The sequence below is a fragment of the Streptomyces sp. Y309 genome, from assembly GCF_056712025.1.
Genome location: NZ_CM160048.1, coordinates 3,845,546 through 3,869,325, shown reverse-complemented (window position 1 = coordinate 3,869,325; position 23,780 = coordinate 3,845,546). Strand labels below are relative to the sequence as shown.

Annotated in this window: 22 protein-coding genes; 16 read left to right on the top strand and 6 right to left on the bottom strand. The window is 73.1% G+C overall.

The window, feature by feature from the left end; all coding sequences use genetic code 11:
- Positions 1-23 precede the first annotated feature (23 nt).
- The 6 genes from glmS to tsaE all read left to right on the top strand — a co-directional run bounded on the left by glmS (position 24) and on the right by tsaE (position 7,450).
- Positions 24-1,871, top strand: a complete 1,848-nt coding sequence (gene glmS / locus AC0KTA_RS15050) for a glutamine--fructose-6-phosphate transaminase (isomerizing) (protein ID WP_481055648.1) — start codon at positions 24-26, stop codon at positions 1,869-1,871.
- Positions 1,872-1,969: 98 nt separating this feature from the next.
- Positions 1,970-2,338: a holo-ACP synthase gene (locus tag AC0KTA_RS15045; RefSeq protein WP_481055647.1), complete on the top strand. Its 369-nt coding sequence runs from the start codon at positions 1,970-1,972 to the stop codon at positions 2,336-2,338.
- A 21-nt stretch (positions 2,339-2,359) separates the two neighbouring features.
- The gene (locus AC0KTA_RS15040; protein ID WP_481055646.1) at positions 2,360-3,922 is read left to right on the top strand and encodes an NAD(P)H-hydrate dehydratase; all 1,563 of its coding nucleotides are present in this window, start codon (positions 2,360-2,362) and stop codon (positions 3,920-3,922) included.
- Positions 3,923-4,503: 581 nt separating this feature from the next.
- A complete protein-coding gene (gene alr / locus AC0KTA_RS15035; protein ID WP_481055645.1) occupies positions 4,504-5,664 on the top strand; it encodes an alanine racemase in 1,161 nt (386 codons plus the stop codon).
- A 36-nt stretch (positions 5,665-5,700) separates the two neighbouring features.
- Positions 5,701-6,927 carry an alpha/beta fold hydrolase gene (locus AC0KTA_RS15030; RefSeq protein ID WP_481055644.1) on the top strand — a complete coding sequence of 409 codons (1,227 nt, stop codon included), beginning with the start codon at positions 5,701-5,703 and terminating at the stop codon, positions 6,925-6,927.
- Between the two features lie 10 nt (positions 6,928-6,937).
- On the top strand, positions 6,938-7,450 hold the full coding sequence (tsaE, locus tag AC0KTA_RS15025) for a tRNA (adenosine(37)-N6)-threonylcarbamoyltransferase complex ATPase subunit type 1 TsaE (protein WP_481055643.1): 513 nt from the start codon (positions 6,938-6,940) through the stop codon (positions 7,448-7,450).
- Between the two features lie 509 nt (positions 7,451-7,959).
- On the opposite strand, the gene AC0KTA_RS15020 is transcribed toward tsaE, so the two are convergent.
- Positions 7,960-8,505 (bottom strand): hypothetical protein, encoded by a 546-nt coding sequence (locus AC0KTA_RS15020; protein WP_481055642.1) that lies wholly within the window; start codon positions 8,503-8,505, stop codon positions 7,960-7,962.
- A gap of 102 nt (positions 8,506-8,607) precedes the next feature.
- On the opposite strand from AC0KTA_RS15020, the gene tsaB reads away from it, so the two are divergent.
- From tsaB to AC0KTA_RS15000, 4 genes are read left to right on the top strand one after another with little or no spacing between them, the layout of a single operon-like run.
- Entirely contained in the window at positions 8,608-9,264 is a 657-nt protein-coding gene (gene tsaB, locus AC0KTA_RS15015; protein ID WP_481055641.1) for a tRNA (adenosine(37)-N6)-threonylcarbamoyltransferase complex dimerization subunit type 1 TsaB, read from the top strand.
- 56 nt (positions 9,265-9,320) lie between these two features.
- The gene (gene rimI, locus AC0KTA_RS15010; protein ID WP_481056430.1) at positions 9,321-9,911 is read left to right on the top strand and encodes a ribosomal protein S18-alanine N-acetyltransferase; all 591 of its coding nucleotides are present in this window, start codon (positions 9,321-9,323) and stop codon (positions 9,909-9,911) included.
- Positions 9,904-11,028 carry a tRNA (adenosine(37)-N6)-threonylcarbamoyltransferase complex transferase subunit TsaD gene (tsaD, locus tag AC0KTA_RS15005; RefSeq protein WP_481055640.1) on the top strand — a complete coding sequence of 375 codons (1,125 nt, stop codon included), beginning with the start codon at positions 9,904-9,906 and terminating at the stop codon, positions 11,026-11,028. The genes rimI and tsaD overlap by 8 nt, the downstream gene beginning before the upstream one ends.
- Positions 11,025-11,282 (top strand): hypothetical protein, encoded by a 258-nt coding sequence (locus AC0KTA_RS15000; protein WP_481055639.1) that lies wholly within the window; start codon positions 11,025-11,027, stop codon positions 11,280-11,282. The genes tsaD and AC0KTA_RS15000 overlap by 4 nt, the downstream gene beginning before the upstream one ends.
- Here AC0KTA_RS15000 and AC0KTA_RS14995 read toward each other — a convergent pair.
- Both AC0KTA_RS14995 and AC0KTA_RS14990 read right to left on the bottom strand, forming a co-directional pair.
- On the bottom strand, positions 11,246-12,427 hold the full coding sequence (locus AC0KTA_RS14995) for a hypothetical protein (protein WP_481055638.1): 1,182 nt from the start codon (positions 12,425-12,427) through the stop codon (positions 11,246-11,248). The two genes, AC0KTA_RS15000 and AC0KTA_RS14995, sit on opposite strands and share 37 nt — an antisense overlap.
- Before the next feature lie 92 nt (positions 12,428-12,519).
- The gene (locus AC0KTA_RS14990; protein WP_481055637.1) at positions 12,520-13,257 is read right to left on the bottom strand and encodes a TetR/AcrR family transcriptional regulator; all 738 of its coding nucleotides are present in this window, start codon (positions 13,255-13,257) and stop codon (positions 12,520-12,522) included.
- A 99-nt stretch (positions 13,258-13,356) separates the two neighbouring features.
- On the opposite strand from AC0KTA_RS14990, the gene AC0KTA_RS14985 reads away from it, so the two are divergent.
- The 3 genes from AC0KTA_RS14985 to AC0KTA_RS14975 all read left to right on the top strand — a co-directional run bounded on the left by AC0KTA_RS14985 (position 13,357) and on the right by AC0KTA_RS14975 (position 16,715).
- Complete coding sequence (locus AC0KTA_RS14985; protein WP_481055636.1) at positions 13,357-14,904, top strand: MFS transporter; 1,548 nt, start codon at positions 13,357-13,359, stop codon at positions 14,902-14,904.
- Between the two features lie 54 nt (positions 14,905-14,958).
- Positions 14,959-15,345 carry a YciI family protein gene (locus AC0KTA_RS14980; RefSeq protein ID WP_481055635.1) on the top strand — a complete coding sequence of 129 codons (387 nt, stop codon included), beginning with the start codon at positions 14,959-14,961 and terminating at the stop codon, positions 15,343-15,345.
- A 146-nt stretch (positions 15,346-15,491) separates the two neighbouring features.
- On the top strand, positions 15,492-16,715 hold the full coding sequence (locus AC0KTA_RS14975) for an RNA polymerase sigma factor (protein WP_481056429.1): 1,224 nt from the start codon (positions 15,492-15,494) through the stop codon (positions 16,713-16,715).
- Positions 16,716-17,294: 579 nt separating this feature from the next.
- On the opposite strand, the gene AC0KTA_RS14970 is transcribed toward AC0KTA_RS14975, so the two are convergent.
- Positions 17,295-18,491, bottom strand: coding sequence for a class I SAM-dependent methyltransferase (locus AC0KTA_RS14970; protein WP_481056428.1), 1,197 nt, complete (start codon positions 18,489-18,491; stop codon positions 17,295-17,297).
- Between the two features lie 82 nt (positions 18,492-18,573).
- On the opposite strand from AC0KTA_RS14970, the gene AC0KTA_RS14965 reads away from it, so the two are divergent.
- The 3 genes from AC0KTA_RS14965 (at position 18,574) to groL (ending at position 21,964) form a co-directional block, all read left to right on the top strand.
- Positions 18,574-19,503, top strand: a complete 930-nt coding sequence (locus AC0KTA_RS14965; protein ID WP_481055634.1) for a polysaccharide deacetylase family protein — start codon at positions 18,574-18,576, stop codon at positions 19,501-19,503.
- A gap of 393 nt (positions 19,504-19,896) precedes the next feature.
- The gene (gene groES / locus AC0KTA_RS14960; protein WP_004955293.1) at positions 19,897-20,205 is read left to right on the top strand and encodes a co-chaperone GroES; all 309 of its coding nucleotides are present in this window, start codon (positions 19,897-19,899) and stop codon (positions 20,203-20,205) included.
- A 133-nt stretch (positions 20,206-20,338) separates the two neighbouring features.
- Positions 20,339-21,964: a chaperonin GroEL gene (gene groL / locus AC0KTA_RS14955; protein WP_481055633.1), complete on the top strand. Its 1,626-nt coding sequence runs from the start codon at positions 20,339-20,341 to the stop codon at positions 21,962-21,964.
- Between the two features lie 173 nt (positions 21,965-22,137).
- Here groL and AC0KTA_RS14950 read toward each other — a convergent pair whose 3' ends face one another.
- Both AC0KTA_RS14950 and AC0KTA_RS14945 read right to left on the bottom strand, forming a co-directional pair.
- The gene (locus AC0KTA_RS14950) at positions 22,138-22,911 is read right to left on the bottom strand and encodes an SDR family NAD(P)-dependent oxidoreductase (protein WP_481055632.1); all 774 of its coding nucleotides are present in this window, start codon (positions 22,909-22,911) and stop codon (positions 22,138-22,140) included.
- A 125-nt stretch (positions 22,912-23,036) separates the two neighbouring features.
- On the bottom strand, positions 23,037-23,714 hold the full coding sequence (locus AC0KTA_RS14945) for an MOSC domain-containing protein (RefSeq protein WP_481055631.1): 678 nt from the start codon (positions 23,712-23,714) through the stop codon (positions 23,037-23,039).
- Between the last annotated feature and the right edge of the window lie 66 nt (positions 23,715-23,780).

The following is a 23,780-nucleotide window of genomic DNA, read 5'->3' as shown; positions in this document are numbered from 1 at the left end:
AACAGAGACGTACGCTTCCCGACATGTGCGGAATCGTCGGATACGTCGGCTCGCAGTCGGCGCTCGAAGTGGTCCTTGCCGGGCTGCGACGCCTGGAGTACCGCGGCTACGACTCGGCCGGAGCGGCCGTCATCGCCGACGGCGGGATCGCCGCGGCCAAGAAGTCCGGCAAGCTCGCCAACCTGGAGAAGGCCCTGGTCGACGCGCCGCTCCCGGCGGGCGCCACCGGCATCGGACACACCCGCTGGGCCACCCACGGCGGGCCCACGGACGCCAACGCGCACCCGCACCTCGACAACGCGGGGCGCGTCGCCGTCGTCCACAACGGCATCATCGAGAACTTCGCGGAGCTGCGGACGGAGCTGGCCGCGCGCGGGCACGCGCTGAACTCCGAGACGGACACCGAGGTCGTCGCGCACCTGCTCGCCGAGGAGTTCTCCGGCTGCGCGGACCTCGCCGAGGCCATGCGCCTTGTCTGCCGCCGTCTGCAGGGCGCGTTCACGCTGGTCGCGGTGCACGCCGACGCGCCGGACGTGGTCGTGGGGGCGCGCCGCAACTCGCCGCTCGTGGTGGGCGTGGGGGAGGGCGAGGCGTTCCTCGCCTCCGACGTGGCCGCGTTCATCGCGCACACCCGGTCGGCGATCGAGCTCGGCCAGGACCAGGTCGTCGAGGTGCGCCGGGACGAGGTCGTGGTGACGGACTTCGACGGGCGGCCCGCCGACGTACGGCACTACCGCGTCGACTGGGACGCGGCCGCCGCCGAGAAGGGCGGCCACGCCTCCTTCATGCACAAGGAGATCGCCGAGCAGCCGCGGGCCGTCGCGGACACGCTGCTCGGCCGGATCGGCGCGGACGGCGAGCTGCTCCTCGACGAACTGCGCATCCCCGCCGCCGAGCTGCGCGAGGTCGACAAGGTCGTGGTGGTCGCGTGCGGGACCGCGTTCCACGCCGGGCTCATCGCCAAGTACGCCATCGAGCACTGGACGCGGATCCCCTGCGAGGTGGAGCTGGCCAGCGAGTTCCGCTACCGCGATCCGATCCTGGACGCCCGCTCCCTGGTCGTCGCCATCTCGCAGTCCGGCGAGACCATGGACACCCTGATGGCGCTGCGGCACGCCCGCGAGCAGGGCTCCCGCGTCCTCGCCATCTGCAACACCAACGGCTCCACGATCCCGCGCGAGTCGGACGCGGTGCTGTACACGCACGCCGGTCCCGAGGTCGCCGTCGCCTCGACCAAGGCGTTCCTGACACAGCTGGTGGCCTGCTATCTGGTCGCCCTGTACCTGGGCCAGGCGCGCGGCACCAAGTGGGGCGACGAAGTCCTCGGCGTGGTGCGGGACCTGGCCGACATCGCCGGGGCGGTGGAGCGGGTCCTCGCGGACATGGAGCCCGTGCGCGCGCTCGCCCGGTCCCTGGCCGGCGCCGGGACCGTGCTGTTCCTCGGGCGGCACGTGGGGTACCCCGTCGCCCTGGAGGGCGCGCTGAAGCTCAAGGAACTCGCGTACATGCACGCGGAGGGGTTCGCCGCGGGCGAGTTGAAGCACGGGCCCATCGCGTTGGTCGAGGAGGGGCTTCCGGTCGTCGTGGTCGTGCCCTCGCCGCGCGGGCGTTCGGTGCTGCACGACAAGATCGTCTCCAACATCCAGGAGATCCGGGCCCGCGGCGCCCGCACGATCGTGATCGCGGAGGAGGGCGACGAGGCTGTGGTCCCGTACGCCGATTTTGTGGTGTGGGTTCCGGTGACGCCTACGCTGCTTCAGCCGCTGGTGACCACGGTGCCGTTGCAGGTCTTCGCCTGCGAGCTGGCCGTGGCTCGGGGCAATGAGGTGGATCAGCCGCGGAACCTGGCCAAGTCCGTGACTGTGGAATGAGGGCGTTGCGGCGGCGCTCGTACGGTTCTGGTGCGTTGTCCGTGCGTTGTCGGGTGCGGTGCTGGTGAGTTGTCGGTGACAGTGATGGTGGAGTGCTTGTGATCATTGGGGTGGGTATCGACGTGGCCGAGATCGATCGGTTCGCGCTGTCGCTGGAGCGCAGGCCCGGCATGCGTGAACGCATCTTCGTCCAGCGGGAGTTGTTCCTGCCCGACGGGGAGCGGCGCGGGATCGCCTCCCTCGCCGCGCGGTTCGCCGCCAAGGAGGCCCTCGCCAAGGCGCTCGGCGCGCCCGCGGGGCTGCGCTGGGTCGACGCGGAGGTGTACGTCGAGGACAGCGGGCAGCCCCGCGTGCGGGTCTCGGGGACGGTGGCCGCGCGGGCCGAGGCGTTGGGGGTGCGGGGGTGGCATGTGTCGATGAGCCATGACGCGGGAGTGGCTTCGGCGGTGGTCATCGCGGAGGGGTAGGTGGTGGGGGAGACTTGCGGGATGCGTACTGCGTACTGCGTGGAGAGCGTCCGGGCGGCCGAGCGCGCGCTGATGGCCCGCGTGCCGGAGGGCGCCCTGATGCAGCGGGCCGCCGCCGGGCTCGCCGTGGCCTGCGGCCAGTTGCTCGGGAAGGTGTACGGGGCGCGCGTCGTGCTCCTCGTCGGGAGCGGGGACAACGGGGGTGACGCGCTGTACGCCGGGGCCCGGCTCGCGCGGCGCGGGGCCGGGGTGACGGCCGTGCTGCTCGCCCCGGAGCGGGTGCACGCGGGTGGGCTTGCCGCGTTGCGGGGGGCTGGGGGGCGGGTTGTCGACGCTGCGGTGGGGGAGGCCGGGTCCGGGGGTGGTTCCGGCTCCGGTGGGGGTGGTGCGGGTTCCGCGGGCGCGGGTTCCGGTTCCGGGGGCGGTGCGGGTTCCGGTGGGGGCGGTGACCTTGCAGAGGAGGCGCTCGTCGCCGTGGCGCGGGCCCGGCTCGTCGTCGACGGGATCGTCGGCATCGGCGGCAAGGGCGGGCTGCGGCCCCCGGCCGCCCGGCTCGTGCGCGCCGCCGAGGACTCCGGCGCCCTGATCGTCTCCGTCGACCTGCCGAGCGGCGTCGACGCCGACACCGGGCAGGTGCGCGGGGACGCCGTGCGCGCCGACGCCACCGTGACCTTCGGTACGTACAAGCCCGGCCTGCTCATCGACCCCGCCCGTGAGCACGCCGGGGCCCTGCGGCTCGTCGACATCGGTCTCGACGGTGAACTCGCCGCGTACGATCCCGAGTTGGAGGCCCTCCAGTACGCCGACGTCGAACGGCTGCTGCCCGTGCCCGCCGCCGAGAGCGACAAGTACCGGCGCGGGGTCGTCGGCGTCGTCGCCGGATCCGCGCGCTACCCGGGCGCCGCCGTGCTCTCCGTCGCCGGTGCGCTGCGCGGGGGCGCCGGCGCCGTCCGGTACGTGGGGCCCGCCGCCGACGCCGTCATCGCCCGCTTCCCGGAGGCCCTCGTCTCCGCCGGGCCGCCCGCCAAGGCCGGGCGGGTGCAGGCCTGGGTCGCCGGGCCGGGGCTCGGGGACGACGCTGCCCGGCTGCGTGACGTCGTGGACGCCGATGTGCCCGTCCTGATCGACGCCGACGGGCTGCGGCTCGTCGACCGCGACGCCGTGCGTGCGCGCACCGCGCCGACGCTGCTCACTCCGCACGCCGGGGAGGCGGCCGCGCTGCTCGGGGTGTCCCGGGGCGAGGTCGAGGCGGGGCGGCTCGACGCCGTGCGGGAGCTGGCCGCGCGGTACGAGGCGACGGTGCTGCTCAAGGGGTCCACCACGTTGGTCGCGGTGCCGGGCGGGGGTGCCGCGGTGCGGGTCAACCCGACGGGGACTTCGTGGCTGGCCACGGCCGGGAGCGGGGACGTGCTGTCGGGTCTTGCCGGGGCGTTGCTCGCGGCGGGGCTCGGGGCGCGGGACGCCGGGGCGGTGGGCGCGTTCCTGCACGGCCTCGCGGCCCGGCTCGCGGCGGACGGGGCGCCGGTGGCGGCCCAGGACGTGGCGGACGCGGTGCCGTTGGCTTGGCGGGACGTACGCGGGTAGCCCGGGGGGCGGGGCGGGCTCAGGGCCGGGGCGGCCGGGGGGGCGTTCGGCTGCTTTCCCCTCGGTGGGGGTTGCGCCGCCCATTGTTCGGTTGTGGGGCGGGGCCGCGGCGGTATGTCCGTGCTCGCGCCTGGGGCGCCGGATGCGTTGCCTGTACGGACGGCGTGGCCGGGCGAGCTGCGCGCGGACATACCGCCACGTCCCCTCCGGTCCGTGGGCGGCTTCCCCTCCGGTGGGGGTTGCGGCACTGCTTCCCGCGCCCCGGTGGGGGTGCCGGTCTGCTTCCCGCTTCCCGCTGCCCGGTTCCCTGCTGTGGGTGGGCCGGTTCGTCTGGCCTGGGCCGGCGGCTCGCTCCCCGCTGTGGGCGTGGGTGGGGTCGGTTCGTCTGGCCGGACCGGGCCGCTCGCTCCTGCTGTGGGCAGTCGTTCCGCAGGGCGGAACGGGTGGGCACAGCCCAGGCCGACGGTGTCGGTATGTGAGGGAAGGGGGATTGCCCAGGTCGGTGGGGCGGTTTGGGGCTCCGTGTCGGGGGTGGGTGCGGTCGGCGTTGGGATGGGGTGGCTCTGAGAGACTTGGGTGCGATGACTGAGACTGTGCTGCCGCGGGTCCGCGCGGAGATCGACCTGGCCGCCCTGCGGGGCAACGTGCGTGCCCTGCGCGCCCGCGCCCCGCACGCCGCCTTCATGGCCGTGGTGAAGGCGGACGGCTACGGCCATGGAATGATCCCGTGCGCCCGCGCCGCCCTGGACGCGGGCGCGACCTGGGTGGGCACCGCCACCCCGGAAGAGGCGCTCGCGCTGCGCGCGGCCGGCATCGGTGGCCGCGTGATGTGCTGGCTGTGGACCCCGGGCGGCCCCTGGCGCGAGGCCGTCGAGGCCGACCTGGACGTGACGGTGAGCGGCATGTGGGCCCTGCGCGAGGTCACCGAGGCCGCGCGCGCAGCAGGCCGCACCGCCCGCGTCCAGCTCAAGGCCGACACCGGCCTCGGCCGCAACGGCTGCATGCCGGACGACTGGCCCGAGTTGGTCCGGGAGGCGTTGGGCGCTGAGGCTGCTGGGCTCGTGAAAGTCACCGGGCTGTGGTCCCACTTCGCCTGTGCCGACGAACCCGGACATCCGTCCATCCAGGGCCAGCTCGATGTCTTCCACGAGATGGTGGCGTACGCCGAAGAGCGCGGGATACGCCCCGAGGTGCGGCACATCGCCAACTCCCCGGCCACCCTCGCCCTGCCGGACACCCACCTCGACCTCGTCCGCCCCGGCATCGCCATGTACGGCGTCTCGCCGAGCCCCGAGATCGGCACCCCGCAGGACTTCGGCCTGCGCCCCGTCATGACCGTCGCCGCCGCCCTGGCCTCCGTGAAGCACGCCCCGGCGGGGCACGGCGTGAGCTACGGGCATCACTACACCACCCCCGGCGCCACGACCCTGGGCCTGGTCCCGGCCGGGTACGGCGACGGCATCCCCCGGCACGCCTCCGGCACCGGTCCTGTCCTCGTGGACGGCAAGTGGCGCACGGCCGCCGGGCGCATCGCGATGGACCAGTTCGTCGTCGACCTGGGCGGCGACGAGCCCGCGGCCGGCACGGAGGCCGTGCTCTTCGGCCCCGGCGACCGCGGCGAGCCGACCGCCGAGGACTGGGCGCGCGCGGCCGGCACCATCGCGTACGAGATCGTGACCCGCATCGGTTCACGCGTTCCGCGCGTCTATGTGAACGAGGAGCCGGGCGGCAGCCGCGACTGAGGCCGGCCGACGGACGACTAGCAGAGGAGCGGGCACGTGGGCGAGGGCAGCACGGGGGCGGCCGCCGTGGAAGCGGTGGCCGAGGCGGCCGGGTCGGCGGGCACGACCTGGCGGCGGGCCGGGCTCGCGGGCGCCGCGATAGGGGTCGTCGCCGCGGGCGCCGCGGCGGGCGTCGCCATCGAGCGGATGACGGTCGGGCGCGGCATCCGCAGGAAGGCCCGCCTCGCCCTCGACGCCTCGGGGCCCTACGGCTCGCTGCGCGGCATGCCCGGCAAGGCGTACGCGGACGACGGCACGGAGCTGGCGTACGAGGTGGAGGAGGTGGAGCCGGGGCTGGGTGAGGGGGCGCAGTCGCCGCGCAGGCGGCGGCTCTTCGGGCGTAAGGCACCCGCTCCCGTCACTGTTGTTTTCAGCCACGGCTACTGCCTCGGCCAGGACTCCTGGCACTTCCAGCGGGCCGCGCTGCGGGGCGTGGTGCGGTGCGTCTTCTGGGACCAGCGCAGCCACGGCCGCTCGGGCCGCGGCGTGACCCAGCTCCACGACGGCAAGCCGGTCTCCATCGACCAGCTCGGCCGCGACCTGAAGGCCGTCATCGACGCCGCCGCGCCCGAGGGCCCGCTGGTGCTCGTCGGCCACTCCATGGGCGGGATGACGACCATGGCTCTCGCCGATCAGTTTCCCGAGTTGATTCGGGAGCGGGTTGCGGGTGTTGTTCTCGTCGGGACTTCGTCCGGGAAGCTCGCGGAGGTCAGTTTCGGGCTTCCGGTGGCGGGGATGAACGCCATCCGGCGCGTGCTGCCCGGCGTCCTGAAGGCGCTGGGCTCCCAGGCCGACCTGGTGGAGAAGGGGCGGCGGGCCACCGCCGACCTGTTCGCGGGGATCATCAAGCGCTACTCGTTCGCCTCCCGGGACGTCGACCCGGCGATCGCCCGGTTCGCCGAGCGGCTGATCGAGTCCACGCCCATCGATGTCGTCGCGGAGTTCTACCCTGCCTTCGCCGAGCACGACAAGGCCGAGGCCCTCGTGCACTTCGCCGGGCTGCCCGTGCTCGTCCTCGCGGGTGACAAGGACCTCGTCACCCCGAGCGAGCACAGCGAGGCCATCGCGGGCCTGCTGCCGGACGCCGAATTGGTGCTCGTCCCCGACGCCGGGCACCTGGTCATGCTGGAGCACCCGGAAGCGGTGACCGACCGCATCGCGGACCTGCTGGTGCGCGCGGGCGCCATGCCGGAGGCGGACGGAGCGCGCACGTCGAGCGGCTAACGTGGCCGTCATGGAAGCACCGCACAGCCCGGCCCCCGCCACCACCCTCAAGATCACCGTCAACTCGCCGGACCAGATGGGCGAGTTGGGCCGCCGCCTGGCCAAGATCCTGCGCCCCGGCGACCTCGTCCTGCTCAGCGGCGAGCTCGGCGCGGGCAAGACGACGCTGACCCGCGGCCTCGGCGAGGGCCTCGGCGTGCGCGGCGCCGTGACCTCGCCGACCTTCGTCATCGCCCGCGTGCACCCGTCCCTCGGCGACGGTCCGCCCCTGGTGCACGTGGACGCGTACCGCCTGGGCGGCGGGCTCGACGAGATGGAGGACCTGGACCTCGACGTGTCCCTGCCGGACTCCGTGGTCGTCGTCGAGTGGGGCGAGGGCAAGGTCGAGGAGCTCTCGGAGGACCGCCTGCACGTCGTCATCCACCGGGCTGTCGGAGATACCACGGACGAGGTACGTCACGTCACGCTGCACGGGCTCGGTGAGCGCTGGGCGGGGGCGGACCTGACGGTCCTGTCGGCCTGAGCGCGGCCCGGCCCGGCGGTCCGCCGCGACCCGGTGCACCCCGGCCCGGCGGTCCGCCCGGCCGACGCGTTCTCGTCGCTTCACCCGAACTTTCCGACAAGCCGTCGGCAAGATGTTGCGCGGCAAGCGTCGCGCGTGGTCACATGGATACCAGGTCCTGGTTAGGTCTACCTAACCACGTATGCCCCCGGAGCCCCCAGGAGGCGTCCATGCCGGCTTCAGAACGTGATGCGCAGTCTCAGCCGCAGGGGCTTCCGGCGCGGCCGGCGCAGTCGTCCGTCCCCCGTGGCCCGTCCGGCTGCTCGATGAGTGATCTGCTGGCGTCCTGCGCCGCCGCGAGCGCGGTGTCCACGCCGCCCGCGGCACCAGAGCACCCCGAGGCCGTCCGGCCCGAGGAGCGGCGGCGCGACGCCGCGTAGGCAGGCCTGTTCGGCGGGGACAGCAGGCCTGGTCGCCAGGGGTACGCGGGCTTGGTCGGCGCGCTGCTTGATGGCGGCGACCTCGGCGTCCTACTTGATGACGACGACCTTCGTGTCCATCAGCGCGAAGTCCCACATCGCGTTGCCGTCCGCGCGGGACGAGCGGATGCCGCCCGTCTTCTTCGCCGGGTCCGGCTTCTGCGTCGAGCCGCTGAGCGCCGCGCTGAACCCGACCGCTATGCCGTCGACCGACGTGAACCGCACGACGTGCTCGATCTGCACCCCGTCCGAGCCGACGACCTGCCCCGTGCGCGAGGAGACGGTGTACGACCCGGTCGCCGGGTCCACGGTGCTCGGCGTCACCCGGTACGTGCGCTTCACCTTGCCGGAGTCGCCGACCAGCCACACCCGGTCGCCGCCCAGGGAGTACACGACGCGCTTGCCGTCGCCGGACGCGGCGGGCAGCTTCAGCGGGTCCTTGTCCTTGGGGGAGCGCGACGGGGCCGTCGGGGACTTGTCCGGGCGGGCGTTGAGGTCGTCCGGGGCGTTCGCGGAGGCCTGGTAGGCGAGGAAGCCGACCACGGCGAGCGCCGCCGCGGTGAGCCCGGCCACGAATCCCGAGCTGCTCCTGGACACTGCGCCACCTCTCCTACGTACGGCTATGGGGTGACGGTAGCAGCAGGCGTGCGGCTGCCCGGGGCGGCCGTGCGCCGGGCGCCGGAGCCGTAGGCTGTTTGCGTGCTCTTGCTCGCTCTGGATACCGCCACCCCCGCCGTCACCGTCGCCCTGCACGACGGCACGTCCGTCGTCGCCGAATCGAGCCAGGTCGACGCACGCCGCCACGGGGAGCTGCTGCTCCCGGCCGTGCACCGCGTCCTCGCCGACGCGGGCCTGAGACTCGACGCGGTCACGGCCGTCGTCGCCGGCGTCGGCCCCGGTCCGTACACCGGACTGCGCGTCGGCCTGATGACCGCCGACACCTTCGGCCTGGCCCTCGGCGTCCCGGTGCACGGGGTGTGCACGCTGGACGGCCTGGCGTACGCGTCGGGCATCGAGGACGGCCCGTTCGTCGTGGCGACGGACGCGCGCCGCAAGGAGGTCTACTGGGCGCGGTACGCGGACGCGCGCACCCGCGTGAGCGGTCCCGCCGTGGACCGGCCCGCGGACATCGCGGAGGAGGTCGCGGGCGTGCCGGCCGTCGGCGCGGGCGCGGCGCTCTACCCGGACACGTTTCCGGACGCGCGCGGCCCCGAGCACGTCACGGCCGCCGCGCTCGCCTCGCTGGCCGCGGAGAAGCTGGCCGCGGGCGAGGAACTCCTCGAACCGCGCCCGCTGTACCTGCGCCGCCCGGACGCGCAGGTCCCCAAGAACTACAAGGTGGTCACGCCCCAGTGACCACCGTGCCCCCCGAACCCCCCGCGACGCTGTCCCACGCCGCCGTGCTGCGCGAGATGCGCTGGTGGGACATCGACCCCGTGCTCGCCCTGGAGAAGGAGCTCTTCCCGGACGACGCCTGGTCGCGCGGCATGTTCTGGTCCGAGCTCGCGCACGCGCGCGGGCCCGGCTCCACGCGCCGCTATCTGGTGGCGTACGAAGGCGACCGCCTCGTCGGCTACGGCGGGCTCGCCGTCGCCGGCACCGACTCGGACGGTGGCGCGGCGGTGGCCGCCGACGTGCAGACCATCGCGGTCGCCCGCGACCACTGGGGCACCGGCCTCGGCGCCCGGCTGCTCACGGAGCTGCTGCGGCACGCCACGGCCTTCGAGGCCACCGAGGTGATGCTCGAGGTGCGCGTGGACAACGAGCGGGCACAGAAGCTGTACGAGCGCTTCGGCTTCGAGCCGATCGGCTTCCGCCGCGGCTACTACCAGCCCGGCAACGTGGACGCGCTGGTGATGCGCCTGTCCGACCCCTCCGCCGTCCCGGCCGAGTCCGTGAACGGCGCCCCCGACTCCGCGGCCGACGGCTCGTCCGGCGGCCCCACCGACGGCCAGGCCCCTGGCCCGCTGAACGGCGTACAAGGAACCGAGATCCATGGCTGACTCCCGTGACGAGCCCCTCGTCCTCGGCATCGAAACCTCCTGCGACGAGACGGGCGTGGGCGTCGTCCGCGGCACGACGTTGCTCGCGGACGCGGTCGCGTCCAGCGTCGACGAGCACGCGCGCTTCGGCGGCGTGGTGCCGGAGGTGGCGTCCCGCGCCCACCTGGAGGCGATGGTCCCGACCATCCAGCGGGCCCTGAAGGAGGCCGGTGTCGCGGCCTCCGACCTGGACGGCATCGCGGTCACCGCGGGCCCCGGCCTCGCGGGCGCGCTGCTCGTCGGCGTCTCGGCGGCGAAGGCGTACGCGTACGCGCTGGGCAAGTCGCTGTACGGCGTGAACCACCTGGCGTCGCACATCTGCGTGGACCAGCTGGAACACGGGGCGCTGCCGGAGCCGACGATGGCCCTGCTGGTGTCCGGCGGCCACTCCTCGCTGCTGCTGTCCACCGACATCACCTCGGACGTACGTCCCCTGGGGTCGACGATCGACGACGCGGCGGGGGAGGCGTTCGACAAGATCGCCCGCGTGCTGGACCTGGGTTTCCCCGGCGGCCCGGTCATCGACCGCTACGCGCGCGAGGGCGACGCGGACGCCATCGCCTTCCCGCGCGGCCTGACGGGCCCGCGCGACGCGGCGTACGACTTCTCCTTCTCCGGGCTCAAGACGTCGGTGGCGCGCTGGATCGAGGCGAAGCGGGCGGCGGGGGAGGACGTGCCGGTGCGGGACGTGGCGGCGTCGTTCCAGGAGGCCGTCGTGGACGTGCTGACCCGCAAGGCGGTGCGGGCCTGCAAGGACGAGGGCGTGGAGCACCTGATGATCGGCGGCGGGGTGGCCGCGAACACGCGGCTGCGGGCGCTGGCGCAGGAGCGGTGCGAGGCGGCCGGGATCCGACTGCGCGTCCCGCGGCCCAAGCTGTGCACGGACAACGGGGCGATGGTGGCCGCGCTCGGCGCGGAGATGGTCGCCCGGAACCGGGCGGCGTCGGACCTGGGACTCTCGGCGGACTCGTCGCTGCCGGTGACGGAGCCGCACGTGCCGGGGGCCCACGGGGCGCACGGCCACAGCCACGATCACGACCACGTGCACGAGGTCAGCAAGGACAACCTCTACTCATGAGCGTCGCGTTGATGTGGGAGGCGCGGGCGGCCGAGGGCCGGGGGCCCGAACTCGTCGCGTGGGCGCGGGCCCAGGACCTGGCGCCCGCGCCCCTGCGCCGGGAGACGTTCCGCGCCCCGCAGGACCGGGTCCTCGTGATCACGTGGTGGGACGCGGCGCCCGAGGCGGACCTGCCCGAACTGGCCGATCCGCCGGAGGAGTTGGCGGCCCGGACGCCTCACCGGTGGCGGTTCGAGTCCCTCGGCGAGGGCTGACTCCCGTACGGCCTCGGAACCGGCTGCTCCGCCGGTGTCGCGAGGAGCGCGATCACCACCACGAGCTGGAGCGGGATCGTGGCGAACGGCGTCAGGATGCTGAGCGTTGCGACCGTCGAGTCCCAGTAGCGGTCGAAGCCGTCGTCGAAGGCCGGGACCAGGGCGCGCACGTCGAAGTAGGTCGAGACGAACGCCAGGGCGAGCGCGGCGCCGCGGGCCGCCGGGCGCCCGGCGAGCAGCAGGACGCCGACGAGCAGCGGCGCGGCCACCATGAACAGGTTGTAGAAGGCGTGCGGGAGCGGGAAGCCCCGTGAGGCGTCGGCGACGGCCCGGAAGAAATCGCCCGGGCCGTCGTCCGGCGCACCGCCCATGAAGTAGACGTTGTCCCGGCTGAGGATGTAGATCAGCCAGCCCAGCGCGATCGCGCCGCACAGCAGCAGCGCGACGCCGGCCGCCACGAAGCCCGGCCGCACCCGGCGGCCGGTGCCCGGCGGCGGGGCGTAGGGGACGTTGTACGGGGCGTACGCGGGTGGCGGCGGGGTGTCGGCGTACGCGGGCTGGGGCGGGGCCGCCGAGTACGCCGGGGCGGCCAGGGGCGGCGGGTTCGAGGCGCCGCTCGCCGTGCCGCGGGTGCGCGCGACGACCGCCCACAGCACGCACCCCAGGACGAGGCCCGTGAACCGGAAGGTGAGCAGCGCCTTGCCGTAGCCGATGTCGGTGAGGCGGTCGCCGTACTCGTCCGAGGCCATCAGGCCGACCACCTCGCGCAGGCACAGGCAGATCAGGAGCGCGGCGAGCAGCGCGAGCGCCCCGCGCGCCACCCGGCGCCGCCCGAGCGCGAGGGCGCCGACGACGAGGGCGGCCACGAGGAACGCCCAGTCGTAGTGGGTCTGCGCCACCAGCGTGAGGGATTCCCGGGGGTCGTACAGGGCCTTGAAGGAGTACCCGGAGTAGCTGGTGTAGCCGGAGGACGAGCCGTCGGTGGCCTTCTCGGCCTCGTAGCCGATCCAGACCACGGCCACGAGCGCGTACAGCAGGACGGCGGCGCCCGCCCACTGCAGCGCGGGCGCGTCGCGCGGTGCGACGCGCCCCGGTATGCCCTGTCCTGCCCCTGCCCCTGTTCCGCCCTGACCCCAAACGGCCATGCGTGCCCCCGTTTTCTGGTTTCCGTCTGTGCACGGCCGGTGTGCCGTGCGTGACGTGCAGGGCCCTGTGTAGTCGGTGGCAACCGCGTTGTCTACGGCGTATCGGCTTGCGGGTGCGACGGCGTCGGGCGGCCGGGTCCGGTGGCCCGGGAGAGCAGTCCGTCCACCACCGCGCTCAGTTGGTCGGCGAAGTCGTACGCCTCCCTGAGCTCGGCCCAGCGGGAGGTCAGCGGGGCGACGTGGGGCAAGTCGGCGGTGTCCGCGTCGGTGAGCATGTCGGGGAAGTACCGCTTGCGGTCGGGCTCTTCGGCGCGGCGGGCCATCGTGTGCCGGAAGGCGAGGTCGCCGTACACGCAGTGCCAGATGGTGCGGTAGGCGTGCACGGCCTGTTCGGGGGAGAGGCCGCAGCCGACGCCCGCGCCGATGATCTCGTCGACCATCCACATCGCGCCCTTGTCGGTGAGGTCGCCGAGGCTCAGCACCTCCACCACCCAGGGCAGCCGCAGCAGGATGCCGTGCATGTGCAGGGACACGGCGAGCAGCCGGTCGCGGGGGTCGTCGGGCAGCTCGGGGCGCGGCAGCGTCGCGGCCGTCCCGGCCAGGGTGAGCATCAACAGCTCGTCCTTGTCGCGCACATGGTGGTACAGCGCCATGGGCGTGGCGCCGATCTCCTTGGCGACGCGCCGCATGCTGAGCGCCGCGACGCCCTCCTCCTGGAGGATGCGCCGCGCCACGTCGACGATCGCCTCCGGCTCGATCCGCCGGGGCCGCCCGACGCGCCGCTTCTGCCCGGCCGTGCCGGGGTCTTCGTCCTTCGCTCGCGCTGCCACGTGGTCATTGTCCCGTCCGCGTACGCGGCGACCGACCCGGGGCGTTAATTTCTTTACGCGTATAGCCGTTTTCTATACGCGTATAATAATCTGCGACGCATGACGCACTCGCCCACCGGCGGCCCGCCCTCGCGCGGCCCTCTCCTGCTCCCCGTCCTCCTCACCGTCCAGTTCCTCGTCTCCCTGGACATGTCGGTCGTCAACATCGCCCTGCCCGACATGGGCGCCGACCTCGGCTTCGCGCCCGAGTCGCTGACCTGGGTCGTCAACGCGTACGCGCTCGCGTTCGGCGGCCTGCTGATGCTCGGCGGGAGGCTCGCCGACCTGATGGGCCGGCGGCGCACCCTCGTCGCCGGGTTCGTGGTGTTCGGGGCGGCGAGCCTCGCGGGCGGGCTCGCGCAGAGCCCGGGCCAGCTCGTCGCGGCGCGGGCGGTGCAGGGCGCGGGCGCCGCCGCCCTCGCGCCGGTGGCGCTCGCGCTGATCACCGTCCACTACCCGGAGGGCAGGGCGCGGGCCCGGGCGCTCGGCTTGTGGGGCGCGTCGGGCGCGCTCGGCGGCGCCGTCGGGATCATGGCGGGCGGACTGCTCACGGACTGGGTGGGCTGGCGCTCGGTGATGCTGATCAACGTCCCGGTGGTGCTCGCGGCGCTCGCCGCCGTCCGGCCCGGCATTCCCGCCGACCGACGCAGGGCGGATGCCCCGCGCCTCGACGTGGCGGGCGCGCTCCTGGTCACGGCGGGGACGAGCGTGCTCGTGCTCGGCCTGGTCCGCACCGAGACCGAGGGCTGGGGTTCGGCGGCGACCGCCGGCACGCTCGCGGCGGCGGCCGCGCTGCTCGGCGCCTTCTGCGCGGTCGAGATACGCGGCGAACGGCGCGCACGTGGGCCGCTGCTCCGGCTCGGCCTGCTCGCCCACCGCCCGGTGCTCTCCGCGAACGTCTTCTCGCTCCTGATGTCCTCGGGCCAGTTCGCCGCGTTCTACTTCACGTCGCTCTACCTCCAGGAGGTCATGGCGTACGGACCCACGCGCGCCGGAGTGGCGTTCCTGCCGTTCTGCGTGGGCGTCGTCGCGGGGACGGTGGTCGCGACCCGGGCCGTGGGGCGGGTCGGGGAGCGGGTGCTCCTTGTGGCGGGCGGGCTGCTCGGCGCGGCCGGGTTCGGGTGGTTCGCGCTGGCGGTCGGGGCGGGCGGCACGTTCGCGGGGTCCGTCCTGGGCCCGTCGCTGGTGGCCAGTGTGGGCATCGGCATGTGCTTCGTGCCGCTCGGCACGGCGGCGACCTCGGGGGTGGCGGCGGAGGAGACCGGCATGGCGTCGGGCCTGCTCAACAGCTCGCGCCAGCTGGGCGGTTCGATCGGCCTGGCGGTCCTGGTGACGGTCGCGTCGAGTGCCACCGGGGCGGGGGACGGGCCCGGGGCGCTCGCGGACGGGTACGCGGCGGCGTTCGCCGTGGCGGCGGGACTGCTGGTGGCGGCGGCGCTGGCGACGGCGGTGCTGCACGGGCGGCGTACGTCTGTGCCCGCGCCCGGGTTGCCGTCGCCGACGCGCCCGCGACCTGCGGAAACGCACCCGTCCGAGAAAACTTCGAAATCTTCGAAGAATCTCGGCGAGGGTGTCGATCCGGGCGCCTCCCGTTCGACGCATCAGTGAGAAGAGAACAGCGGCGGGGAGAGCCCCCGCCCACCGACTGAACGGAGACACGCCATGCCGCGCTACCTGACGATGATCCGCATCGACGAGAACGACCTGCCGGAGAGCGGTGGTCCCAGCCCCGAGCTGGAGGAGCGCATGGGCGAGCTGCTCGCGGAGATGACCAAGGCGGGCGTGCTGCTCGACACCGCCGGCCTCGCGCCGACGTCGGAGGGCACCCGGGTGCACTGGGAGAAGGGACGGCTGTCCGTCACGGACGGGCCGTTCACCGAGGCCAAGGAGGTCATCGGCGGCTACTCCATCGTCCAGGCCAAGGACAAGGCCGAGGCGGTCGAGTGGACCAAGCGGTTCCTGAAGGTCCACGAGGAGTACTGGACGATCACCGTGGAGGTCAGGGAGATCTCCGAGCCCGACATGCCGGGGGTCGGCGCGCAGGCCTGATCCTGTCCCTTTGCGGAGAACTGTCCCTTCGCGGAGCCCCGTCCCTTTGCGGAGACGTCGTGGGGGTGCTCAGATGTGTGGTCGTGGACCACGCGCCCGAGCACCCCCGCCGCGCCGTCGAGGACGACGTCGAGACCGTCTTCCGGATGGAGGCCCCGCGCGTCATCGCCGGTGTCGCGCGGATCGTACGAGACGTCGGCATCGCCGAAGAGCTCGCGCAGGACGCGCTGGTGGCCGCCCTGGAGCAGTGGCCGCGGTCCGGTGTCCCCGACAACCCCGGCGCCTGGCTCATGACCACCGCCAAGCACCGCGCCGTCGACCTCGTACGCCGCCGTGAGCGCTATGCGCGCAAACTCGCGGAGATGGGCCGGGACCTGGAGGCCGCGCCGCCGCACCTGGACGACATCCCGGACCTCGTCGAGGACCCGGACGCCATCGACGACGACCTGCTGCGCCTCGTCTTCACCGCCTGCCACCCGGTGCTCTCCGCCGAGGCCCGGGTCGCCCTGACGCTCCGTCTGCTCGGTGGCTTGACGACCGCCGAGATCGCCCGCGCGGTGCTCGCCCCCGAGCCGACCGTCGCCCAGCGCATCGTGCGCGCCAAGCGCACCCTCGCCGCGAAGAACGTCCCCTTCGAAGTGCCCTACGGCCCCGACCGCGAGGCCCGGCTCGGCTCGGTCCTCGACGTCATCTACCTGATCTTCAACGAGGGGTACGCGGCCACGGCCGGCGACGACCATGTGCGGCCCGGGCTGTGCGAGGACGCCTTGCGGCTGGCCCGGCAGCTCGCCTCCCTCATGCCGAAGGAGGCCGAAGTGCACGGGCTCGCGGCGCTGTTGGAGCTCCAGGCGTCGCGTACCGCCGCGCGGACCGGGGCCCGTGGGGAGCCCGTGCTGCTCAAGGACCAGAACCGGGGGCGGTGGAACCGGCTTCTGATCCGGCGGGGGTTCGCCGCGCTCGAGCGGGCCGAGGAGGTGGCCCGGGGGCCGCGCGGGCCCTACGTCCTTCAGGCCGCCATCGCCGCGTGTCACGCCCACGCGCGCTCGTACGACGACACCGACTGGCCTCGCATCGCCGCCCTCTACGACCTGCTCGCCGCCCGGACGCCGTCTCCCGTCGTCGAGCTGAACCGGGCCGTCGCCGTGTCCATGGCCGACGGGCCCGAGCCCGCGCTCGCCCTCGTCGACGCCCTCGCCGCCGAACCCGCCCTGCGCTCCTACCACTTGCTTCCCAGCGTCCGAGGCGACCTCCTCGCCCGCCTCGGCCGCCACGCGGAGGCCCGCGCGGAGTTCGAGCGCGCGGCCGCCCTTACGGGGAATGCGCGGGAGCGGGAGCTGTTGTTGGGGCGGGCGGAGGCGTGCGGGGGGTAGCCCTGCGGGGGGCTCCCCAAGCCCGCCCCTTCCCGCAACCGGGGGCTCCGCCCCCGGACCCCCGGGGTTGGATGTCCCGTTCGGGTGGGACGGCCCCCCCGCCGATCGCCGCTCCGCGGCTCGTCCTCAATCGCCGGACGGGCTATTTCCTACCCGCTCGCTCATGGATGCCGGGCGGGTTGGGAGGGGGATGGGGGTGGGTGTCCCGTTCGGGTGGGACGGGCCCCGCCGATCGCCGCTTCGCGGCTCGTCCTCAAGCGCCGGACGGGCTTTTTCCCACCCGCCCGCCCTTTTCGCCCTGCGGGCGGAGTGGGGTGGGTGGTGCTGTTCGTCTTCGGTCTTGTCCTTGAGTGGCGGACGGGCTGGGAGGGGGCCCTCAATCGGCGGGCGGGTGGGTGGGGCGGTCTGCCGTCGGTCGGGCTTCGGGCTCGTCCTTCAGTGCCGGATGGGCTGAGGGGGTGTGGGTTGTGGGTGATGTGCCGACTGCCTGTTGGTCTTCTGGGTGGGGCGGGTGGGTGGGGGAGATAGCCTCTCCGGCGTTTGAGGAGCGGGGGGCTGGGGGCGGAGCCCCCAGGGCGGTTACGCGGATGGGTGGCCCACCAGCATCGTGGGGGCGCCCCCGGCCCGGGTGAGGAAGACTGTGGCTGACCCAGGCCCTTGGGGCTTTACCTTGCGGCGGAGTTCTTCCGGCTCCACCGCCGAACCTCGCTTCTTCACGGTGAGGACACCGACCCCCCGCTCCCGCAGCAACGCCTTCAACTTCTTGACGTTGAAGGGCAGTTGATCGGTGATCTCGTAGGCGGCGGCGTACGGCGTGGCGACGGCCGCGTCGGACGTGACGTACGCGATGGTCTCGTCGATGAGCCCGCCCCCGACGCGGGCGGCGACCTCGGCGACGAGGTGGGCGCGGATGACGGCACCGTCGGGCTCGTAGAGGAAACGCCCGACGGGCCGGACTTCCGGGTCGGGGAGCATCGTGGCGAGGGGGGACGCCAGGGTGTCCCCGGAGGGCAGCAGCGTGGCCCGGTGCGAGGCAGGCGCGCCGGTGCCGAACCACAGCACGGCCTCCTTCACGTCCCCGCCGTCCGAGATCCACTCGGCCTCCGCCTCCCCGGGCACGGCATCGTGCGGAATGCCGGGGGCGATCTTCAGCGCGGCACGCGGCGCCTTGCGGGCGGCCTCGACGGCCCAGGAGAGAGGCGGCGAGTACGCCTCGGGGTCGAAGATCCGGCCGCGTCCACCGCGCCGCGCGGGGTCGACGAACACGGCGTCGTACGAGGACGTGTCGACGTCCGTCACATCGGCCTCGCGGACTTCGATGAGGTCTGAGAGGCCGAGTGCCTCAGCGTTGGCGCGGGCGACCGCGCAGGTCAGCGGGTCCCGGTCGACGGCGAGGACCTCAACCCCGGCCCGCGCCAGCGCGATCGCGTCGCCGCCGATGCCGCAGCAGAGGTCGGCGACGGAGCGCACACCGAGGTCCTTGAAGCGCCGCGCGCGGTACGTCGCCACGGACGTGCGTGTGGACTGCTCGACGCCGTTCGGGGTGAAGAACATCCGGGCGGCGTCCGCGGCGCCGAACTTCGCGACCGCCCGCTGCCGAAGGCGTGCCTGCGCGAGCGCGGCGGACACCAGCTCGGCGGGGTGGTCGCGGCGCAGCCGGGTGGCGGCCGCCAGCTCCTGGCTCGGTTCGACGTCCCGTACGGCTTCGAGGAGGGAGCGGCCCTCGTCGGTGCGGAGCGCGGCGAAGGAGGCAAGCGGATCGTTCACGCCGCCCATTGTGGGCCAGTCGGTGGAAGGTGCGGGTACGGCGGCGGTGTCGGCCCGGCGCGGGGCGCCCGTACTGCGAGGATCCGGCGCCATGCGACTAGTACGACAAAACGAACAATCTGCGCGCAGGCCGGGGAAGGGCAAGCTCGCCGCCGGGGCCCTCAGCGCCGCCGTCGTCGCCACCGCGATCGCCTCCGGCTGCGCCTCCGACACCGACGGGCGCGCCGGCGCGCACGGCCAGCAGCGGAAGCTCGGCCCGCCCGCCGAGATGATGCGGCAGTACGCCGACGACCTCCGGGCGAAGCAGGCCGCGCGGGCCGCGGCGGCCAAACGCTGGGGGCTCGCGCAGACCCCGCTGGCCGCGCCGCCCGCGCCCGCCGTCAAGCCGCGCCTCACCACCCGCAAGGGCTTCGAGGTCGAGGGGCAGGCGCAGTTGCCGCCGGTGTTCACCACCGTCCCGACCAAGGACAAGGTCGTCTTCCTGACCGTCGACGACGGCGCCGAGAAGGACCCGGCGTTCCTGCGGATGATGACCGACCTGAAGATCCCGTACACCGCCTTCCTCAGCGACTACCTGGTCAAGGAGGACTACGGCTACTTCAAGCGGATGCAGAAGCGTGGCGTCGTACTGAACAACCACACCCTCAACCACCGCTATCTGCCGGGGCTCTCCTACGAGGGGCAGCGGCGGGAGATCTGCGGGATGCAGGACGTCATCCAGAAGCGGTACGGGAAGCGGCCCGAGCTGTTCCGGCCGCCTTACGGGAACTACAACCGCGACACCCTGCGGGCCGCGAAGACCTGTGGCATCAAGGCGGTGCCGCTGTGGGCGTCCGAGGGCTTCGCCGACCACATGGAGTGGCGCGAATGGGACAAGGACCTGCACCCGGGCGACATCGTCCTCACGCACTTCCGCGGCCGCGAGGACTGGAAGGGCACCATGCCGGACATGGTCCGCACGGTCCTGAAGACGATCACTGCCAAGGGGTACGCGGTGGCGCGCCTGGAGGACTACCTGTGAGGCGTGCCGCGGCCGCGGCGGTGTTCCTGGCGCTGCTCACCGGATGCGCCCAGTCGGTGGACCCGATCGAGAGGCTGGGGCGGAAGGCCGCGGAGAAGATGTCCCCCGGTTGCGGGCGCCCGTGGGGCGCGGAACCGTCCCCGGACGTGAAACGTTGCCCACGACAGGACAGCTCCCCGGTGCCCCGCGCCGCCGAGCCCCGCTGAGCCGACGGCAGTCAATTGGCACTCCGCTTGACCGAGTGCTAATCGTCGTCCTAGTCTCAGGCCTGGCACTCCCCACTGGAGAGTGCCAACAGCGACGGGCAGGTCCGGCACCCGCGACGACGGATCGACCTGGTCGCCACCTCAGATCAGTTAACCCCGCGAGATCTCCGAAGGGGGAGGTCGGATCGTGACGACCGCCAGCTCCAAGGTTGCCATCAAGCCGCTTGAGGACCGCATTGTGGTCCAGCCGCTCGACGCCGAGCAGACCACGGCCTCTGGCCTGGTCATCCCGGACACCGCGAAGGAGAAGCCCCAGGAGGGCGCTGTCCTCGCCGTGGGCCCGGGCCGCTTCGAGAACGGCGAGCGCCTGCCGCTCGACGTGAAGGTCGGCGACGTCGTGCTCTACAGCAAGTACGGCGGCACCGAGGTGAAGTACAACGGCGACGAGTACCTCGTCCTCTCGGCCCGCGACGTGCTCGCGATCATCGAGAAGTAGTCAGCCGTACCGGCTTCATCTGCCTCATCTGCAGATTTGCTTTGCGCTGCGCCCCTGGTCACCCCGCTGATTGCCGGGCGGCGAGGGGCGCAGTTCGTTCACCCGAGTTTTCCGAGAGGGCTGAATCGCTCCCATGGCGAAGATCCTGAAGTTCGACGAGGACGCCCGTCGCGCCCTTGAGCGCGGCGTCAACAAGCTTGCCGACACGGTCAAGGTGACGATCGGCCCCAAGGGCCGCAACGTCGTCATCGACAAGAAGTTCGGCGCCCCGACCATCACCAACGACGGCGTGACCATCGCCCGCGAGGTCGAGGTCGAGGACCCGTACGAGAACCTCGGCGCCCAGCTGGTGAAGGAGGTGGCGACCAAGACCAACGACATCGCTGGTGACGGCACCACCACCGCCACCGTGCTGGCCCAGGCCCTGGTCAAGGAAGGCCTGCGCAACGTCGCCGCCGGTGCGTCCCCGGCCGCCCTGAAGAAGGGCATCGACGCCGCGGTCAAGGCGGTCTCCGAGGACCTCCTCGCCAACGCCCGTCCGATCGACGACAAGTCCGACATCGCCGCCGTGGCCGGGCTCTCCGCCCAGGACCAGCAGGTCGGCGAGCTCATCGCCGAGGCGATGGACAAGGTCGGCAAGGACGGTGTCATCACCGTCGAGGAGTCCAACACCTTCGGCCTCGAGCTGGACTTCACCGAGGGCATGGCCTTCGACAAGGGCTACCTGTCGCCGTACATGGTGTCCGACCAGGAGCGTATGGAGGCCGTCCTCGACGACCCGTACATCCTGATCCACCAGGGCAAGATCTCCTCCATCCAGGACCTGCTGCCGCTCCTGGAGAAGGTCATCCAGGCCGGCTCCTCGAAGCCGCTGCTGATCATCGCCGAGGACGTCGAGGGCGAGGCCCTGTCGACCCTGGTCGTCAACAAGATCCGCGGCACCTTCAACGCCGTCGCGGTGAAGGCCCCCGGCTTCGGCGACCGCCGCAAGGCGATGCTCGGCGACATGGCCACCCTCACCGGCGGCACCGTCGTCGCCGAGGAGGTCGGCCTCAAGCTCGACCAGGTCGGCCTGGACGTGCTCGGCACCGCGCGCCGCGTGACGATCACCAAGGACGACACGACCATCGTCGACGGCGGGGGCAACTCCGGTGACGTCGAGGGCCGCATCGCGCAGATCAAGGCCGAGATCGAGGCCACGGACTCCGACTGGGACCGCGAGAAGCTCCAGGAGCGCCTCGCGAAGCTGGCCGGCGGCGTGTGCGTCATCAAGGTCGGCGCCGCCACCGAGGTGGAGCTGAAGGAGAAGAAGCACCGTCTGGAGGACGCCATCTCCGCGACCCGCGCCGCGGTCGAGGAGGGCATCGTCTCCGGTGGTGGCTCCGCGCTCGTGCACGCCGCGAAGGTCCTCGAGGGCAACCTCGGCCTGACCGGCGACGAGGCCACCGGTGTCGCCGTGGTCCGCCGCGCCGTCGTCGAGCCGCTGCGCTGGATCGCCGAGAACGCCGGCCTCGAGGGCTACGTCATCACCACCAAGGTGGCGGAGCTGGACAAGGGCTTCGGCTTCAACGCCGCGACCGGTGAGTACGTCGACCTGGTCAAGGCCGGCGTCATCGACCCGGTCAAGGTGACGCGCTCCGCCCTGGAGAACGCCGCGTCCATCGCTTCGCTGCTGCTGACGACTGAGACCCTGGTCGTCGAGAAGCCGGCGGAGGAAGAGGCTGACGCCGGTCACGGTGGCCACGGTCACGCCCACTGACCTGACCTGAGCTGCCGCTGAGGCCCGACTCCCCGTCGCGGGGAGTCGGGCCTCAGCCGTTTCGGCATCGCGTCTGCCGGGTTCTGTTGCGTTGCCGGGTGCGGCTTGTGGTGCGTCCTCGCGCAGTTCCCCGCGCCCCTTCAGGGCGCTCCTGCTGAGGCTCCACCAGAGGGCTACTGCGGGCCGTACTTGCGGCCCGTCCGTGACGTCACCCCGCCCAGCAACTTCCTCGGCGTCACCTTCACCACGCCCATCAGGGCCTTGTACCTGGGGTCGGGGACCGAGAGGGACTTGCCGCGGGCCAGGTCGGCGAGGGCCGCCGCGACCAGCTTGTCGGCGTCGAGCCACATCCACTTGGGGATGTTGTCGGTGCCCATGCCGGCCCGCTCGTGGAACTCCGTACGGACGAAGCCGGGGCACAGCGCCATCAGCCGCACCCCGGAGCCCGCCAGGTCCCGCGCCGCGCCCTGGGTGAACTGCACGACCCACGCCTTGGACGCGCCGTACGTCCCGCGCGGCACGAACGCCGCGACCGACGCGACGTTGACCACACCGCCGCGCCCCCGCTCGCGCATGGCGTCCGTCGCCGCCGACGTCAGCCGGAGCACCGCCTCGCAGTGCACCTTCAGCATCGTCAGCTCGTCGGCGAGAGGCACCTCCAAGTAGCGGCCCTTGTTGCCGAAGCCCGCGTTGTTGACCAGCAGGTCGACCCCGTCGCGACGGCGGGCGAGCCGCTCCTCGACGGCCGCGATGCCGTCCTCCGTGGCGAGGTCGGCGGTCAGGACCTCCGCCTCGATGCCGTGCCGGTCGTGCAGCTCGGTCGCCTGCTCCCGCAGCCGTTTCGTGTCGCGTGCCACCAGGACGAGATTGTGGCCGTCGGCGGCCAGGCGCCGCGCGAAGGCCGCGCCGATGCCCGCGGTCGAACCCGTGATGAGAGCCGTAGTCATGGACCAAGGCTAGTGAGGCCCGGACCGTCCGCGCGCCACGCTCCCGGCCCTGTGCGCGCGACTTCGTGCTCCCGGCCCTGTGTGCGCGACGCGCGGCCTCGTGCGCCCGGCGCGGCCCCGGACCGTCAGTTTCCTTGCGTCTCGGCGCGGTTGAGGTACTTGAGCGCCTTCGCCGTCGCCTCAGGGTGCAGCGCGTCCCCGGCCTCCAGCAGCCGCGGCAGCAGCGCCCGCTCCGTCGTCACCGCCCGGAAGTGCAGGGCGACGGTGATCTCGTGGTCGGGGCGGTGCACGATCTCGACCTGGTCGCCCGGCCGGATCTCGCCCGGCTCGAGCACCCGCAGATAGGCGCCCGGCAGCACGGTCTGCGTGAACCGCCGCACCCAGCCCTTCTCGCCCACGTGGCCCTGGAACGTACGGCACGGAATGCGCGAGGAGGTCACTTCGAGGAGCAGGTCCGGGCCGACGCGCCAACGCTCGCCGATCCGCGCGCCGTTCACGTCCACGCCGGACGTCGTGAGGTTCTCGCCGAAGCCGCCGTTGCGCAGCGTCCTGCCGAGCAGGCGCTCCCACTCGTCGAGGTCCTCGCGCGCGAAGGCGTACACCGCCTGGTCGTTGCCGCCGTGGTGGCGCAGGTCGCAGATGGTGTCCCCGCTGACGCCGCTGCCGCCCGTGCCCTTCGGGCCCGGCGCCGTCACCCGGACGGGTCCGTCGACAGGTTCTTTGTCGATCCCCGTGCTGCCGCCCGGCGTATCGGTGTAGTCGACGGACTTGGCGCGGCCCACGTTCACGGAGAGAAGCTTCATACGGCCAGGCTAAGCGAGCGCTCCTCAAAGCTGCCACGCAATATTGGGCGCCGGTCCCAAGTGTCG